Below are 17,350 nucleotides of genomic sequence, written 5' to 3'. Positions count from 1 at the left end.
CCCTCCGGCCCTCTGGGCCACCTCCCCCGAAAGGGGAGGATCTATGGCGCCGCCACCTCGAACGGCGTCGCGGGCAGGCCCGTCGCGCCGTAGAGATTGATGATCGGACTATCCGCCCAGGCATAGCGGACCTTGGTCGCCGTCATCCCCGCCGGAACCGCCAACCGCACGCTCGCCCCCTCGACCGTCGCATCGACGAACCGGCACGCGCTCGCGTCGCACAGCTCGAAGCCGATCGGGCGCGCCGCGCCATAGACCACGGCCGGCTGGTCCAGGGGCACGACCACATCACCGCCCTCGCGACGGGCCGATAGCGGCGCTGGGCCCGAGGCCACCAGTCCCGCCTCCCCATAGGCCAGTTTCCGCGCCAGCAGCGCCAGGCGCTGGCCGACCCGGGCCTTATCGGCCGGGTGGATGTCGTAGGGCGAACCGATGTCGACGGCGCTCGCCATGCCGACCTTAGGATCGGCGGCGGCCGTGCGTCGCTGGACGTCGCGCAAGGCGGCCCAGTCGGACTTGGTCGTCCCCGGCCCCTGCGCCCCGAAGGCGGCCAGCTGCACCAGCAGGAAGGCCTGGTCGCCGCCAAAGGCCTTGCGCCAGTCGGCGACCAGGGCCGGCATCAGGCGGGCGTATTCGCTCGCCTCGGTGACATTGGCCTCGCCCTGGTACCAGGCGAAGCCCTTGACCCCGAATGGGGCCAGCGGCGCGATCATGCCATTGCGCAAGGTCGACAGGCCGCTGGCGCCCAGCCACGGCGCGTGCGGCGGCAGGGCGGTCTCGGACAACGGCGCGGCGACCTGGAACCGCCAGGTCCCCGACAGCGGGACGAAGCTCCCGTCGTCCAGCTTCAGCCCCTTCAACGCCGCCTTGCCCCAGGCCCCGCCGCCGCCGCCGGTGTCGATGACGCGCAGGGCGACGACATTGCGGCCGGCCTTCAGCGCGCCGGGGGCCAGGCGATAGTCGCGCGGCGTATCCCAGCCCTCCTTCGAGCCGACCTCGCGGCCGTTGACGAAGGTGGTGTCGATGTCGTCGACCGGCCCCAGCGACAGGGTCGCGCCCTGAGCGGCCTGGGCCTTGGTCAGGGTGATCTCGGTGCGCAGCCAGGCGGTCCCGTCAAAGGTCGCCAGATCGGGCGAGGCTTGCTCCCAGAAGTTCTCCATGCCCATGGTCTTCCAGGCGCGGTCGTCGAGGTCCGGCTTCTCCCAGCCCTTGGCGTTCGGGATCTTGGCGGCGGCCCAGCGGTCCAGCATCGCGCCCCACTTGGCCGCGCCAACGGTCGGGTCGCGGGCGTAGTCGGCCAGGACCGCCAGACCCTCGTCATAGGTTTTCAGCGCCGCCAGGCCTTCGCGGCTGATCCAGTCCTGGATCACCGAGCCGCCCCAGGTGGCGTCGATCAGGCCAATCGGGACATTCGTCGTCTTGCGCAGCTCGCGGCCCATGACGAAGCAGGCGGCGCTGAACTCGGCCGAGGTCTGGGGTGTCGAGACCTTCCAGACCACCCCGGCCGGCAGGTCGGCCTGCGGCGCGGGCTTGCTGATCTTGCCCGTCTGCAGCAGGCGGATGTTGGGGTCCGTGGCCGAGCCCACCTCGCCGTCGCCGTTCAGGACGCGGCGCAGCGGGTACTCCATGTTTGACTGGCCCGAGCACAGCCAGACATCGCCCATGAGGAGGTCGGAGACGACCTGGGTTTCGCCGCCCGTTTGAACGGTCAGGGCCAGGGCCGGACCGCCGCCGGGGCGCGCGGGCAGGACGGCGCTCCAGCGGCCTTGGGCGTCGGCGGTGGCGGCCACGCCGGTTCCCGAGAGCTCGACGGCGACCGCCGCGTTCGGCGCCGCCTGACCCCAGACCCGGATCGGCTGGTCGCGCTGCAGCACCGCGTGGTCGCTGAACACCGAGGCCAGCGGGCCGGCCTCGGCCTGGGTGGCCAGCAGGGAGACGGCCGCGACGGCCCACAACTTCAGCCGCATGGACGCTCCCTGCTTATCTTGGCTACTGCGCCTTGGGCGGGCACACGGCCCCGGCCGGATCGGCCGTCAGTTTCACGTTGGCGATCGAGACCTGGAAGGTCCCGGCCGTGCCCAGGTCGAACGGGGCGACGACCTTGGTGACGTCGGTCCCGGCCGTCTGGAAGCACTTGAGCGGGATCTTGACGCCGGCCCACTGGCCGGTCGGCGAGCCGGGCGGCGGGGTGACGTCCAGCTTGCCCGCGCCGATGGCCAGGATCACCGGCTTGGTCGCCGCCGCGTCGAGGCGGTACTCGAAGCTCAGCGCCATATCGGCATTGGTCTGGAACGACAGGTCCAGCGGCTTCTCGCCGACGATGGTCACGCGGCCCATCTTGTCGCCCGCGAAGGTGACCTGGCGGCCCGCTTCCTGGATGTTGCCGGCGTCGACCGGAACCAGCTGCACCGACGACGACGGCGAGGCCTTGAACTCGAACGGCGCCGGGGTCTTGCCGCCGACGAAGTAGTTCACGGCGTTGTCGGCCACCGGCTTGACGCCCGAGACCTCCGACAGCTTCCCGACCTTGCCGGGCCTGGCATAGGTCAGGCCGTAGCCGTAGGCGAACAGCGGATCATAACCCTTGTCGCCCTTGTTCAGGGTGAACTGGGCGGCGGTCTTGGGCCAGCTGAACGACAGCTTGCCGTGGAAGTCGGCGCGCGGCTTGCCGGCCTTGTCGCCGATCAGCACGTCGGCGACGCCGCCGCCTTCCGAGCCCGGCAGCCAGGCCGAGACGAAGGCGTCCGAGGCGTTGATCTCCGGATTGACCCACAGCGGACGGCCGGTCAGGAACACCGCCACCACCGGCACGCCCTTGGCCTTGAGGCTCTTGAGCAGGGCCAGGTCGGTCTTGGCGCCCGGTTGATACTCCAGCGTCGTCTTCAGGTCGCCAACACCTTCCGCATACGGATTTTCGCCGAAGACGACGATGGCGACGTCCGGCTTGGCGTCGAACTTGCCCTCGACCGACAGGCTGGCCTTGCCGCCGCCGGCCTCGACCGCGGTCTTCAGGCCCGACCAGATCGACTCCGCATTGGGGAAGTCGGCATTGGTGTTGCCGGTGCCCTGCCACGACAGGGTCCAGCCGCCCGACTGCTTGCCGATATCGTCCGCGCCCGAACCGGCCACCAGCACATTGGCCGAGCCCTTCACCGGCAGGACGCCGTTGTTCTTCAGCAGCACCAGCGACTTGCGCACCGCCTCGCGGGCCACGGCGCGGTGCTCGGCATTGCCGATCACGCCCTCGCGGCCCTCATAGGGGCGAGCCGCCTGGAACAGGCCCATCTTGGCCTTCACCCGCAGGATGCGGCGGACGGCGTCGTCGAGGCGCGCCATCGGGATCACGCCCGACTTGGCCTCGGCCAGGGTGTTCTCGTAGAGGGCCTTCCAGCTGTCGGGGGCCATGAACATGTCGAGGCCGGCATTAATCGACTGCGGGCAGTCGGTCGGCTTGCAGCCCGTCACCTGGCCGTGGCCGTTCCAGTCGCCGACCACGAAGCCGTCGAAGCCCATCCTGCCCTTCAGCACGTCGGTCAGCAGGCTCTTGTTGCCGTGCATCTTCTGGCCGTTCCAGCTGTTGAACGAGGCCATGATCGTCAGCGTGCCGGCATTGATCGCCGGGACGTAGCCCTGGGCGTGCAGGCGGATCAGCTCCTGCTCGGAGACCTTGGTGTCGCCCTGATCGTGGCCGTTCTCGGTGCCGCCGTCGCCCAGGAAGTGCTTGGCGCTGGCCGCCACATGGCCCTGCTGGATGACGCCGCCTTGGCTCACCGCGCCCTGCAGGCCCAGGATCATCTCGCCGCCGTACTGGCGGACGATCAGCGGGTCTTCGGAATAGCCCTCATAGGCGCGGCCCCAGCGGTCGTCGCGGGGCACGGTCAGGGTCGGACCGAACGCCCAGTCGAAACCGGCGGCCGAGGTCTCGTAGGCCGTGGCCTTGCCGATGCGGCGGATCAGCTCGGGATCGCGCGCGGCGCCCAGGGCGATGTTGTGCGGGAAGAGGGTGGCGCCGACGACGTTGTTGTTGCCGTGCACGGCGTCGATGCCGAAGATCAGCGGGATGTTCGTCCCGCCCTGGCGCGCGGCGGCGCCGGCCCGGAAGGCCTTGGCGGTGTCGACCCACGGCTTCTGCGGCGAACGGTCGGGCGCCCCCAGCGGCGGCGAGCTGCCGCCGCCCAGGATCGAGCCCAGCGGATAGGTCTTCAGGTCGTCGGGCTTGATCTGGCCGATGTCGGCCTGGATGAGCTGACCAACCTTCTCCTCGAGGGTCATTTTGGTCAGGAGACTATCGACGAAAGCTTCGGTCGCCGGGTCGATCAGGCCCTGGCTCTTGGCCACGGGCCACTTGGCGGGCTGGGCGGTCGATCGCGGGCCGTCGGCGGCGACAGCCGCGCCGGACAGAAAGGTCGACGCCAACAGGGCGACGCAGAGGGTCCTGGTGTTCATACTCCCCAACTCTTCTTCGTTTACCGCCAACCACGGCGCGGACAACGTTGTCATACCCCTCGACGGCGATCCATAGGCCGTCTACTTGTATGACAAATAGCCAGAACAAGATCGGGTTGGAAACTCCAAATGAAGCCGCTTGGCCACTTTTTGACAGCGCTAACAAGCCTGGCGCTGCTAGGTCCTTTCGCGGGCCCCGCCCTGGCGGCCGAACACATCGTCGCCTCGCCCGATGGCCGGACAGAAATCCGCGTTTCGGACGAAAGTGGTCAGGCCAATTTTGCGTTAAAGTTCAAGGGCGAGACCCTGGTCGGCCCTTCCCCCCTGGGCCTGGTGCTCGACAAGGGCGGGAGCCTGTCGCGGGGACTGAAGATCACCGGCGCGACCACGCGCAAGGTCGATCAGACCTACGATCTGGTGGTCGGAAAGACCCGTGCGGTGCGCGAGCGCTTCACCGAAACCACCGTAGAATTTCTTGAAACGAGCGGACCGCGACGACGGCTGAAAGTGGTCGCGCGGGCCTATGATGACGGCGTCGCCTTCCGGTATGTGCTGCCCGACCAGCCGAATCTCGCCGGTGTGGCCATCCGCAACGAGGAGACGCGATTCGATCTCGCCGCCGACGATCGCTGCTGGGCGCTGAACCTGGGGCGCTTTGGAACCTCGCACGAGGGCGAGTACGACGCGATCCCGGCAAGGTCATTCCGCGCCTCGGCGCTCTATGAGCTGCCCGTGGTCTGCCAGACCCAGAAGGGCGCGACCTACGCGATCGCCGAGGCGGATCTGAAGACCTACGCCGGCCTCTACCTGACCGGTCGGGGCGACGGGGGGCTGGGCCTGCAAGCCCAGTTGTCACCGCGCCTGGACGATCCTTCCAAGGCCGTTCTGACCCGGATCGGAACCGACACCGTCTCGCCCTGGCGGGTGATCATGGTCGGCGAGACGCCCGGCGACCTGGTCGCCTCCAACCTGATGACCAGCCTCAATCCGCCGACCGCCCTGACCGACACCTCCTGGATCAAGCCCGGCAAGGCGGCCTGGGATTGGTGGAACGGTTCCAAGGTCGACGGCGTGCCGGAAAGCGGCATGAACGACGCGACGATGAAGCGCTTCATCGACTTCGCCGGCCAGAACAGGCTCGAATACATGCTGATCGACGACGGCTGGTACGTCGGCTCGGGCCAGGCGCCGCAGGTTCTTCCGGGCACGGACGTTGTCCGCGCCATCCCCGCCATCAGGGTCCAGGACCTGGTCGCCTACGGCCGCGAGCGCGGCGTCGGGATCATGCTGTGGGTCCATTGGAAGGCCCTCGACGCCCAGATGGACGAGGCCCTGGCCGCCTACCAGGCCTGGGGCGTGAAGGGGATCAAGGTCGACTTCATGGATCGCGACGACCAGCCGATGGTCGACTTCTATCACCGCCTGCTGACCAAGGCCGGCGAGCACAGGCTGATGGTCGACCTGCACGGCGCCTACGCCCCGCGCGGCCTGATCCGCACCTATCCGCACTACGTCACCCAGGAGGGCGTGCTGGGCGCGGAGTACAACAAGTGGAGCCGGCGGATCACCGCCACCCACAATGTCACCCTGCCTTTCACGCGCATGCTGCTGGGACCGATGGACTACACGCCCGGCGGCTTCAAGAACGTCGCGCCGGGGGCCTTCAAGGACCAGTTCTTCCTGCCCACGGTGCAGACCACGCGCGGCCAGGCCCTGGCCATGTACGTGGTCTATGACAGTCCGCTGTCGATGGTCTCGGACAGTCCGATCACCTATGCCGCCTCGCCCGCGGGCCTGGACTTCATCAGCGCGGTCCCGACCAGCTGGGACGAGACCCGCGTGCTGTCGGGCGAGATCGGCCAGTCGATCGTCATCGCCCGCCGCAAGGGCGCGCAGTGGTGGGTCGGGGCGATGACCAACGAGGCGGGCCGGACGGTGAAGGTCCCGCTGGCCTTCCTGGGCGCGGGAACCTTCCAGGCCGAGATCCGCGAGGACGGCGCCGAGCCGACGGCGCTGAAGACGCGAACCCAGGCGGTGACCGCCAAGGACGTCCTGAGCTTGCGCCTGGCGCCCAGCGGCGGTGGGGTCGTGCGGATAAGTCCGGGGCAGTGAACAAGAGCATCAAATAGCGCGTCATCCCGGAAGCCTCGCAGAGGCTGTCCGGACCCAGGGGCCGGCGCACTGCGGTAGCCCCTGGGTCCCGGCTCTCCGCTTCGCTGCGGCCGGGATGACGAGAAGATTGGGCATCAACATAGTGGCACAGACCCAGGAGACTCCTCCCATGGCCTTCACACGACGTGGCGTCTTGGGCGCAACAGCCGCTCTGGCCGCCTCGCCCGCCCTGGCCGCGCCCAAAGGCCCCTTCCAACCCAGCTGGGAATCCCTGGCGGGCGGCTACAGGGTCCCCGACTGGTTCCGCGACGCCAAGCTGGGGATCTGGTCCCACTGGGGTCCGCAGTGCGTGCCCGAGTTCGGCGACTGGTACGGCCGGCAGATGTATATCCAGGGCAACCGCGTCTACGAGCACCACGTGAAGACCTACGGCCATCCGACCGACTTCGGCTTCATGCAGTTCATCCCGCGCTGGAAAGCCCAGAACTGGGATCCGGAAGACCTGATGAAGAAGTACGTCGCCGCCGGCGCCAAGTACTTCATGTCGATGGCCAACCATCACGACAATCTCGACATGTACGACAGCCGCCACCACGCCTGGAACACCACGCGCGTGGGCCCAAGGCGCGACATCGTCGGGACCTGGGCCAAGGTCGCCCGGGCGCACGGCCTGAGGTTCGGGGTCTCCAACCACGCCGCCCACGCCTGGCATTGGTGGCAGACCGCCTATGGCTACGACGCCGAGGGCCCGCGCAAGGGCCAGCGCTACGACGCCTTCCGCCTGACGAAGGCCATGGGCAAGGGCCAGTGGTGGCAAGGGCTGGATCCGCAGGAACTCTACACCGGCGGCAGCATGGTCATCCCCGACGGGATCGACAGCATCAAGGCCGCCAACGCTTGGCACGACGCCCACGATGGCGACTGGATCGAGACCCCGCCGCTGAACAATCCGGGCTTCGTTCGCAACTGGCTGCTCCGCCAGAACGATCTGGTGGACCGCTATCGGCCCGACCTCGTCTATTTCGACAACTACACCCTGCCGCTGGGGCAGGCCGGCCTGGACGCCACCGCCCACTACTACAACCAGCGGCGCGGCGACGTGGTCGTCACGGGCAAGAAGCTGTCGCCCCTGCAGCGACGGGCCATCGTCGAGGATGTCGAGCGCGGCTTCTCCGACCGGCTGCGCGCGGAGCCCTGGCAGACCGACACCTGCATCGGCAACTGGCACTACGATCGGCCGCTGTACGAACGCGGCGGCTACAAGTCGGGTCGCGACGTGATCCAGCGGCTGATCGACGTGGTCAGCAAGAACGGCTGCCTGCTGCTGTCCATCCCCCAGCGCGGCGACGGCTCGATCGACGACAAGGAAGAGAAGGTGCTGGCCGACATGGCCGGTTGGATCGCGGTCAACGGCGAGGCGATCTACGGCACGCGGCCCTGGCGATTGTTCGGCGAGGGCCCGACCAAATTGACCGAGGGCATGCAGAACGAGGGCGGCGCCAAGCCGTTCGAGGCGGCCGACATCCGCTTCACGACCAAGGGTGGGGCGCTCTACGCCCTGGCCATGGCCTGGCCAACGGGGTCGATGCGGATCGAGAGCCTCGCGAATGCGCCGGGCGAGGCTCGCCGCGTGACCCTGCTGGGCGGCGGCGATCCCCTGCCCTTCCGGCGCGAGGGCGGCGCCCTGGTGGTCGACCTGCCCGAGCGGCGGCCGGCCTTCACCCCGGTGGTGAAGATCGACGGTCCTGGGCTCGCCTAGGCCTGGCCTGACGGCGTGAAAAAAGGGGCGGACCTGGGCCCGCCCCCTTCCAGTCTAGAGCCGCTTCCGTTCAGACAGGTCGACGACCTGACCTGTCCGTGCGGTCGTCAGGCTATCGGAAAAGGCTGAGGATAGCCGAGCTCGAGGTGTTGGCGATCGACAGCGCCTGGATGCCCAGCATCTGCTTGGTCTGCAGCGATTGCAGGCGAGCGCTTTCCTTGGCCAGGTCGGCGTCCACCAGATTGCCGACGCCGGCTTCCAGGCTGTCTTGCAGCTTGCCGACGAAGGTCAGGTGGGTGTCGAGACCGGTCGAGGACGTACCCAGCGAGGCCAGCTTGTTGGTGACCGTGCCGATGGCCGTGTCGATCGTGGCGATCATCGTTTTGGCCGCGGCGGCCGTGGCGAAGGTCGAACCGGTCGTCAAGCCCATGCCCGCCAGGGTCAGGGTCTTGGCGCTGACCGTGAAGCCCGCACCGTCGGTGTTGGCCAGGAAGGTCAGCTTGGTGGTCCCGCCGTCGGCGATGCTGACGCCGTTGAACTTGGCGTTCGTGGCGGCCTTCTCGACCTGATCACGCAGCGAGTTGAAGTCCGCGACGAGGGCGTTGAACGAGGCGGTGTTCAGCGAGGTGTCGGAAGCGGCCAGAGCCTTTTCCTTCATCTTGCCCAGCAGGTCGGTGATGGTGTCGCCGGCGGCCAGGGCCACGTCGATCGTGGACTGGCCGCGTTGCAGCGAGTCCTTGATGGCGTTGATGCTGTTGGCGGTCGCCGTCTGGCCCTTGGCCATCGCCCAGACCGCGCCGTTGTCCTTCGCACTGCCGATCTTCTTGCCGGTGCTGATGCGTCGCTGAACAACGTTGAGTTCTGAACTCGTGCTGTTGAGGTTCTGAAGCGCGATCATCGCTCCAGCGTTCGTGTTGATGCTATTTAGCGCCATGACGAAACACTCCTATTCCGAGGTTTCCGTCGTCGTTTTGACGGCGGAGGGCGTTTTACCCACCGTGACAATATGACGCTGGCCTTTCAATAAAGTTGATCGAACCTTGTTATGTGATGAATCGATCACTTGATTCAGTTAATACTAATTTCGATTAATACAGCTTATTCGCCGCCATCCTAGAATCTCCAGGCGTTATGCGGACGCCGTTTGCGGCCAACTAGACTCATGCGCCCCGGCATATGTCCCAGGTTACCTGGTCTCGTGGCGGAAAATATTTGTTCAAAGAAGAAGGGGCGAGTCCGAAGACTCGCCCCCAATGCCGACAGTGATGTCGACGCTTCTTCCGGCTTAGCGGAACAGGCTCAGGATCGACGACGAAGACTGGTTCGCGATCGACAGCGCCTGGATGCCGAGTTGCTGCTTGGTTTGCAGCGACTGCAGCTTGGCGCTTTCCTTGGCCAGGTCGGCGTCCACCAAGTTGCCAACGCCGGCTTCCAGGCTGTCTTGCAGCTTGCCGACGAAGGTCAGGTGGGTGTCGAGGCCCGTCGACGACGTACCCAGCGAGGCCAGCTTGTTGGTGGCCGTGCCGATGGCGGTGTCGATGGTCGCGATCATCGTCTTGGCCGCGGCGGCCGTGGCGAAGGTGGTCCCGGTCGACAGACCCAGACCCGCCAGGTTCAGGCTCTTGGCGTTGACCGTGAAGCCCGAACCGTCCGTGTTAGCCAGGAAGGTCAGCTTGGTGGTCTTGCCGTCGGCGATGCTGACGCCGTTGAACTTGGCGTTCGAGGCGGCCTTTTCGACTTGGTCGCGCAGCGAGTCGAAGTCGGCCTTCAGCGCGTTGAACGACGAGGTGTTCAGCGAGGTGTCGGAAGCGGCCAGAGCCTTTTCCTTCATCTTGCCCAGCAGGTCGGTGATCGTGTCGCCGGCGGCCAGGGCCACGTCGATGGTCGATTGACCGCGTTGCAGCGAGTCCTTCACCGAATTGATGCTGCTGGCGGTGGCCGATTGGTTCTTGGCCATGGCCCAGACGGCGCCGTTGTCCTTGGCGCTACCGACCTTCTTGCCGGTGTTGATGCGCTGCTGGACGACCTGCAGGTCGCTGTTGGTCGAGTTCAGGTTCTGCAGGGCGATCAGAGCGCCCGAGTTCGTATTGATGCTGTTCAGCGCCATAACGAAATATCTCCTATTCGAGGTATTCCGGCGTCGTTTTGACTGCCGGTGGGCGTTTTACCCACGGCAAGTATCGCTCAACAGGATTTCCACTTCGTTGAAGAAGTCAGCAATACGTCATTAAGATACAGTGCTATTTTGTTAACGGTTAAGCTGCCATTTCCTGAATATTGACCCTTTCACTAGGTCAATCTTGTTTCAAAGTGGCACAGGCTTTGTCTCAAATTGGCACACCTATTCCACACCAACAGACACCCCTACGCCCTTTTGATTCAGCTCGATTGAGCCACCCAGAGTCTAGGCAATCCGAGCCTCTGACGCCGCCGCGCGGGCGATCATCATTCGGCGAGATGTAGGCGGCGCGAGCGATAGGGCTTGGCGATGGCGCGAATGGTCAGGACGAAGACCAGGGCCTTCCAGAGTTCCGAGAGAAAACCGAGACGACGATTCATCGAGAGACTCCTTTTGCTCATCAACGAAGAAAAGGCCGACCGGCTCCCAGGAAAAGGGAAGGAACCGATCGGCCTCTACTGGCGGCCACGGGGGAAGCGCTCGGCTACTGGCCGTCAGACGGCGGCTAGCCGTGCAGCTTGATCGCGGTCTCCGCGATCTTGCGGCCCTGGTAGCGGGCGCCGGTCAGCTCGTTGGCGCTGGGCTGACGCGAGCCGTCACCGCCGGCGATGGTGCTGGCGCCGTAGGGGCTGCCGCCGGTAACTTCGTCCAGGGTCATCTGGCCGGCGTGGCCATAGTCCAGGCCCACGATCGTCATGCCGAAGTGCAGCAGGTTGGTGATGATCGAGAACAGGGTGGTTTCCTGTCCGCCATGCTGGGTCGCCGTCGAGGTGAAGGCCCCGCCGACCTTGCCGTGCAGCGCACCGCGCGCCCACAGACCACCGGCCGCGTCGAAGAAGGCCGCCATCTGCGAGGTCATGCGGCCGAACCGGGTCGGGGCGCCGACGATGATGGCGTCGTAGCCGGCCAGGTCCTCGACCGAGGCGATCGGGGCTTCCTGGTCGAGCTTGAAGTGCGCGCCCTTGGCGATGGCGTCCGGAACGGTTTCCGGAACGCGCTTGATGTCGACGGTCGCACCGGCTTCGCGAGCGCCTTCGGCCACGGCCTTGGCCATGGTTTCGAGGTGACCGTAGGACGAATAGTAGAGAACCAGAACCTTGGCCATGACGGCCTCCTTGCCTTGAGATCGGAGGCGAGGACGTCGCGCCCTCGTCGTTGAGGGAGGTTTTGCTCCAGCTTGGACTTGCGCGATATCCGAATAAAATCGTCTAATAGGTTCGATTATTTCGAACGATTGGCGAGGCCATGAGCGAGCCCGGAACCCCGACCCTCGACCAGCTGACCGTGTTCCTGACCATCGTCGAGGCGGGCGGGTTCGCCGCGGCCGCGCGACGGCTGAACCGGGCCAATTCGGTGATCAGTTACGCGATCGCCAATCTCGAGGCGCAGCTGGGCCTGACCCTGTTCGACCGCGAGGCGGCCCGGTCGCCGGTGCTGACCGAGGCCGGCAAGGTGGTTCTGGCCCAGGCCCGGGTGATCGCCGGCGACGTCGCCGGCCTGCGGGCCAAGGCCAAGGGCCTGCTGCAGGGCCTCGAGGCCGAGGTGAACCTGGTGCTGGACGTCATGCTGCCCACCGCGCGGGTCGTCGACGCCCTGCGCGCCTTCAGCGAGGCCTTCCCGACCGTCGCCCTGCGCCTGCATGTCGAAGCGCTCGGGGCCGTGACCCAGATGGTCCTGGACCGCCAGGCAACGGTGGGGGTGGCCGGACCTCTGGAGGTCGTCAACGGCGGCGACGAGTTGGACTATGTGGCCGTGGGGACCACCAGGCTGATCCCGGTCGCCGCGCCCGGCCATCCGCTGGCCCAGGGCCCGAACCCGCCGCGCGCGGGGCGCGACCATATCCAGCTGGTCCTGACCGACCGCTCCAGACTGACCGAGGGCCGCGACTTCGCCGTCTCCGGCGCCCACACCTGGCGACTGGGGGACCTGGGCGCCAAGCACCTGCTGCTGAAGGAGGGCCTGGGCTGGGGCAACATGCCCGAGCCGATGGTCCGCGAGGACCTGGCGGCGGGGCGGCTGGCGCGGCTGGACATGCCGGACCTGACCGAGGCGCACTACGCGCTCCACGCCATCCACCGGAGCGATACGCCGCCGGGGCCGGCGACGGCGTTTCTGATCGAGCGGTTTCGGGGGCAGGTGGGGTAGAGGCCAACCCAATCTCGTCATCCCGGCCGCAGCGCAGCGGAGAGCCGGGACCCAGGGGCCAATGCAGTGCGGCTGCCCCTGGGTCCCGGGTCGGCTGCGCCGCCCGGGATGACGAGGTTTTAGGAACTTACTTCCCGCGCGCCACCACCACCGGCTGCCCAGCATACTCGACGCTCGCATCCGCGGCCGCGCCGAAGTCGATCGGCTTGGCGCCGGCGCCGATGAAGCGGACCTTGAACGTGCGCTTGTCGACCATGCCCTCGAACTTCCCAGAGCGGGCGCCGATGGTCACCCGGCCCGTGGCGTTGTCGTAGGCGATCGGGATGCGGCTGTAGGCGCCGCGCTGATAGGCCATCGACAGGCCGTCGTCCTCGTAGAGCTCGAACTTGCCGTCCTTGCCCGCGTAGATCACCAGGGTGATCGGCGCGTCCGGCTTCTCGCCGATATACTGCTGGACCTCGGTGGTCGGCACGATGGAGCCGGCCTTGACGAACAGCGGCATCCGCGAGAGCGGCGCGTCGGCCTTGATGGTCTGGCCGCCGACGTGGGCCTTGCCCGTCTCGAAGTCGTACCAGGTGGTTCCGGCCGGCAGATAGACCTCGCGCGAACGAGCCTTGAAGCTGGTCACCGGCGCGACCAGGAAGGCCGAGCCGTACAGGTACTCATCATTGACGTCCCGGGCCTTCAGGTCGCTGGGGAAGTCCATGACCAGGCCGCGCATGATGCTGCCGTCGCGGTGATAGGTCTCGCCCGCCAGGGTCAGGGTGTAGGGCATCAGCCGGTAGCGAAGCTCGTCGTACCAGGCCAGCGACTTGTAGACCTCGGTCCCCTCGTCGGCGAGGTTCCAGATCTCGCGGAAGGGCGTCTCGCCGTGGCTGCGGAACAGCGGGCTGAAGGCGCCGAACTGGAACCAGCGCAGGTTCAGCTCCTGCCACTCGGCCCAGTGCTTGGGATCCTTGTTGGTGTAGCGATCCTCGACCGAGAAGCCGCCGATGTCGGTGGTCCAGTTGGGCAGGCCCGACATCGACAGGTTCACGCCGGCCGAGATCTGGTCCTTGAAGTCGTCCCAGCGGGCCACGACGTCGCCGCTCCACACCGCCACGCCGTGGCGCTGGATGCCCCCGAAGGCCGAGCGCGAGAAGATGTACGAGCGCTTGTCGGGATTGCGGGCATGCTCGCCGTCGAAGACGCTCTGGGTGTGCAGCAGCGGGTAGGAGTTGAAGAACTCCGCCCCCGGACCGTTGGCCGTCGGCCCCATGCGCAGGGTGCGCTCGGGGATGTCGAGGTTGGAGTGCATGTCCGGCTCGTCGCTGTCCATCCACCAGGCGTCGATGCCGATGCCGCCGAGGTTATCCTTCACCTGGCGCCAGTAGATGTCGCGCGCCTCCTGGGCGTAGGGGTCATAGAACGAATTGGCGTAGCCCGGCCCGACCCAGTCCACCGCGCCCTGGTCGGTATTGCGCTTGTACATGAAGCCCTTGGCGTCGAGCTCCTTGTAGTTGTCGGTGGTCGGATAGAACTTCGGCCAGATCGAGATCATGAAGTGGGCGTTCATGCCGTGAACGTCCGCCAGCATCTTCTTGGGATCGGCGAAACGCGTCTCGTCGAACTTGTGGCTGCCCCAGCTGTCGTCCTTCCAGTAGCGCCAGTCGAGCACGATGTTGTCGAGCGGGAGCGCGCGCTTGCGGTGCTCCTTCACGACGTCGACCAGCTGGTCCTGGGTCTCGTAGCGCTGGCGGCTCTGCCAGAAGCCGTACGACCAGCGCGGCATGGCCTGGGCCTTGCCCGTCAGCTGACGGTAGCCGCTGACCACCTGGTCGAGATTGTCGCCGGAGACGAAATAGTAGTCGATCGCGTGGGCCACGTCCGAGGTCAGGGTCAGCGACTTCTGCTCGGCGGCCGGGATCGGGTCGTTGTGCACCAGGGCGATGTAGCCGTCGTTGGGATCCCACTCGACGCGGATCTTGTGGCGGGTCCCGGCTTTCATCGGGGCGGTGAAGTTGTGGAACCACGGGTTCCAGTTCTGCCGCCAGCGATCGATCTTCAGCTTTCCGTCGACGAACAGCTTGGCGTAGCTGGACGAGTAGAGCTTGAACTTCTGGACGCCGTCGGTCTTGGCCTCGACGGAGCCCTCCCAGACCACGGTCGCGCCGCGCACCGGCTTCTTGTCGGGCCCGGTCAGTTCGGCCGGCCACTTGGGCAGGTCGTCGAGATACTGATAGTCGATGTCCGCCTCGGTGCGGGTCAGCTTCAGCTGGCCCTTGACGTAGTACTTGGCGGTGAAGCCGCCCGGCTTGCCGTCGGCGTCGAAGATCTTCAGGTCGCGCGAGGCCAGGGCATAGGGCTTCGGGTCGCCGAAGCGGGTGATGCCGTTGTTGTCCCAGAGGACGCCGTAGTTGCGCGTCGACAGCACGAACGGGATGGCGATGTCGCGATTGTACTGGGCCAGTTCGACGTCCTGGCCGTTGTAGTTCATCTGGCCGTTCTGGTGCTGGCCCAGGCCGTAGAAGGCTTCGTCCGTAGACGGATTAAATCGCTGCGAGACGGCATAGAAGCCCTTGCCGTCGATGGTCAGGGGCTTGAACGCCGCCCTGCCCTGCTCGGCCAGAACCGTCTTGCCGGCGGCATCCTTGAACGACACCGCGCCGGTGGCCAGGGTCACCTCGGCCGTGGCCTTGCCGGCCTTCAGCACCACCTTGCCGCCGGCCTGCTCGACCGTGAAGCCGGAGGTCCTGGGTTCGGCGATGACCATCAGGCTCTTGGGCGTGGCCAAGCTGTCGGTCGGCGAGGCCGTGACGTGGATCGTCCGGTCGTTCATCACCTGCAGGCGGATCTTCTTCGCAGGTCCTGAAGCGGGCGTGACGACCACGCCGTCGGCGGTCTTTTCGAAGCCGCCATCGAGGGCCAGCGCCGAGGTCGAGGCCATGAGCGCGAGGCCAAAGGCGGAGAGGGCGAGAATACGCATGGCGAGCTTCCGTCAGTAGGTGGCGAACTTGACCCGCAGGATCTGCGAGCCGCCGGTGAAGTTGAGGCCGTAGTCGATCTGGTCGCCGTTCCACAGGCGGTCGAAGACCCACTGGCCGTTCTCGAAGTGACCCTCCTCGACACGGGCCAGCAGCATCGGCTTGTTGTCCTTGAGAGCGCGGCCGAACTCGAAGCGGACATTGCGTCCGGTGACCAGGAATTCGTCGGGCGACAGCTGGGCGACGATGCCGCCGCCGTCAGGACCCTGCGGGCCGGGCGGGCGGTCCTTCAGCCAGGTCCAGTCCGAGGCGCCGAACTGCCACTTGCCGTAGCGCAGGGTGACGGTCCAGGCGCCCATGGTCGTCGACTGGGCGCTACGGTCGTCGGGCTCGGAGCCGCCGAACACCTTGCCCTCGAACGAGAGCTTGGCCCATTCGCGGGCCATCGGGGCCAGCAGGCGATAATTGGCGGCGAAGGCCTCCAGCGTCGCGTCGTCCAGCTTGGCCGCGCCCAGCGGATAGTTGGCGTAGCCGGTGTAGTCCATGCCGAACGGCGAGAAGCCCAGACCTTGCTTGCCCAGGGTCTGGAAGACGTAGCGGGCATAGACCGGATCATTGCCGGTCTCGGCCACGAACAGGGCGTTATCGGGCCGCTTGTAGTGGCCCAGCACCGCCTCGTACTTGACCGACTCCTTCATGTAGATGTCGGGCGCGATCAGGTCGATCGAGGGGGCGGCGGCCTTCCAGACGCCCAGCACGTTGTCGGTCGGACCGCCGGCCGAATAGCTCTTCGGCTCGCCCGGCTTGATGGGGTCGCGCAGGGCCGCGTTGACGTACATCGGCAGCGGATAGGCCGCCTTGCCCGCCGCGGTGACCTGGTCGACGAAGCGGCCGATATGCCAAGCGTGGAAATATTCGTCGGCGTCCTTGCCGAAGGCCTGGGCCCAGGTCCCGGGCTTGGCCCCGACGGCCTTGACCAACGCGGCGGGCGCGGGGCCGTCGAACACCTTCTGGGCGGCGGGACCGAAGTCGCGGACCGTGCCGTAGGTGCCGGTCTCGTTCTCGACCTGGACCATGATCACCGTCCGGTCGGCCGAGTCCTTGGCCTTCAGGTGGGTCATCAGGGCCACGAAGGCCTTGCGGTCGGCGTCGAGCGTCGACTTGGCCAGCGGCGACATCGAATAGGAGCGCTCGCCGTTCTCCTTCTTCAGGCGCGGGAAGCGCTTGTCGTCCAGCTTGACCCACTCGGGGGCGTAGGACGGCGAGGAGTTCTTCCAGGTGCCGAACCACAACAGCACCAGGCGGACGTCGTGCTCGCGGGCCTGTTTCAGCAGGAGGTCGAGATACGAGAAGTCGAACTTGCCCTCGACCGGCTCGATCTGCTCCCAAGCGATCGGGACCTGGACGGTGTTGGCGCCCATCTTCGCGATGGCCGGCCAGACCTTGGGCATCTGCGAGGGCCAGGCGCTGGAATTGTTGACCTGGGCGCCCAGCATCAGGAACGGCGCGCCGTCGACCATCAGGGCGTGGCGACCGTCCTTCGTCACCAGGCGCGGCAGCTCGCGGTCGGCCGCGAATGCGGGCTCGCCCAAGGGGGCCAAAAGCGCGAGGGCCGAGACCAGCCCGATCGCGAAGCGTGACATCCTCATCGCCTCCTCCCGTACGCGGCGCGCCATCTTGGTAGCGCTACCAGTATTTGTCGGACGATTGCCGCGCTGGAGGGCGACGACAAGTCCGGAATATCCC

At 66.7% G+C, this 17,350-nt stretch carries 9 protein-coding genes and 2 pseudogenes; 4 read left to right on the top strand and 7 right to left on the bottom strand.

Annotated elements, in window-relative coordinates; genetic code table 11:
• Positions 1 to 41: 41 nt before the first annotated feature.
• Both AC1RRV_RS02380 and AC1RRV_RS02375 read right to left on the bottom strand, forming a co-directional pair.
• Entirely contained in the window at positions 42 to 1,967 is a 1,926-nt protein-coding gene (locus tag AC1RRV_RS02380) for a sialate O-acetylesterase (protein WP_492857962.1), read from the bottom strand.
• A 22-nt stretch (positions 1,968 to 1,989) separates the two neighbouring features.
• Positions 1,990 to 4,455 carry a glycoside hydrolase family 3 protein gene (locus AC1RRV_RS02375; protein WP_492858102.1) on the bottom strand — a complete coding sequence of 822 codons (2,466 nt, stop codon included), beginning with the start codon at positions 4,453 to 4,455 and terminating at the stop codon, positions 1,990 to 1,992.
• A 120-nt stretch (positions 4,456 to 4,575) separates the two neighbouring features.
• Here AC1RRV_RS02375 and AC1RRV_RS02370 point away from each other — a divergent pair, with 120 nt between their 5' ends.
• On the top strand, positions 4,576 to 6,558 hold the full coding sequence (locus tag AC1RRV_RS02370) for a glycoside hydrolase family 97 protein (RefSeq protein ID WP_492857961.1): 1,983 nt from the start codon (positions 4,576 to 4,578) through the stop codon (positions 6,556 to 6,558).
• Between the two features lie 169 nt (positions 6,559 to 6,727).
• Positions 6,728 to 8,317: an alpha-L-fucosidase gene (locus AC1RRV_RS02365; RefSeq protein WP_492857960.1), complete on the top strand. Its 1,590-nt coding sequence runs from the start codon at positions 6,728 to 6,730 to the stop codon at positions 8,315 to 8,317.
• Positions 8,318 to 8,429: 112 nt separating this feature from the next.
• Here the strand turns inward: AC1RRV_RS02365 and AC1RRV_RS02360 are convergent, their stop codons facing one another.
• The 3 genes from AC1RRV_RS02360 to wrbA form a co-directional block, all read right to left on the bottom strand.
• A complete protein-coding gene (locus AC1RRV_RS02360; protein WP_492857959.1) occupies positions 8,430 to 9,251 on the bottom strand; it encodes a flagellin in 822 nt (273 codons plus the stop codon).
• A gap of 351 nt (positions 9,252 to 9,602) precedes the next feature.
• On the bottom strand, positions 9,603 to 10,424 hold the full coding sequence (locus AC1RRV_RS02355; protein ID WP_492857958.1) for a flagellin: 822 nt from the start codon (positions 10,422 to 10,424) through the stop codon (positions 9,603 to 9,605).
• A gap of 577 nt (positions 10,425 to 11,001) precedes the next feature.
• Positions 11,002 to 11,601, bottom strand: a complete 600-nt coding sequence (gene wrbA / locus AC1RRV_RS02350) for an NAD(P)H:quinone oxidoreductase (protein WP_492857957.1) — start codon at positions 11,599 to 11,601, stop codon at positions 11,002 to 11,004.
• A gap of 140 nt (positions 11,602 to 11,741) precedes the next feature.
• Between wrbA and AC1RRV_RS02345 the strand changes: the two genes are divergently transcribed.
• Together AC1RRV_RS02345 and AC1RRV_RS02340 are read left to right on the top strand one after the other, a co-directional pair.
• Positions 11,742 to 12,641, top strand: coding sequence for a LysR family transcriptional regulator (locus AC1RRV_RS02345; protein ID WP_492857956.1), 900 nt, complete (start codon positions 11,742 to 11,744; stop codon positions 12,639 to 12,641).
• Positions 12,642 to 12,659: 18 nt separating this feature from the next.
• Positions 12,660 to 12,764: pseudogene (locus tag AC1RRV_RS02340) on the top strand (hypothetical protein); the annotation flags it as partial.
• Positions 12,765 to 12,768: 4 nt separating this feature from the next.
• Here the strand turns inward: AC1RRV_RS02340 and AC1RRV_RS02335 are convergent.
• Positions 12,769 to 15,718: pseudogene (locus AC1RRV_RS02335) on the bottom strand (glycoside hydrolase family 31 protein).
• Positions 15,619 to 17,280 carry a GH35 family beta-galactosidase gene (locus AC1RRV_RS02330; protein WP_492857955.1) on the bottom strand — a complete coding sequence of 554 codons (1,662 nt, stop codon included), beginning with the start codon at positions 17,278 to 17,280 and terminating at the stop codon, positions 15,619 to 15,621. The pseudogene AC1RRV_RS02335 and the gene AC1RRV_RS02330 overlap by 100 nt, the downstream one beginning before the upstream one ends.
• Between the last annotated feature and the right edge of the window lie 70 nt (positions 17,281 to 17,350).

The sequence above is a fragment of the Caulobacter sp. GW821-FHT11E10 genome (genome assembly GCF_058808375.1).
Note: the sequence above shows the minus strand (reverse complement) of the source record. Positions and strands in the feature narration are given on the sequence as shown.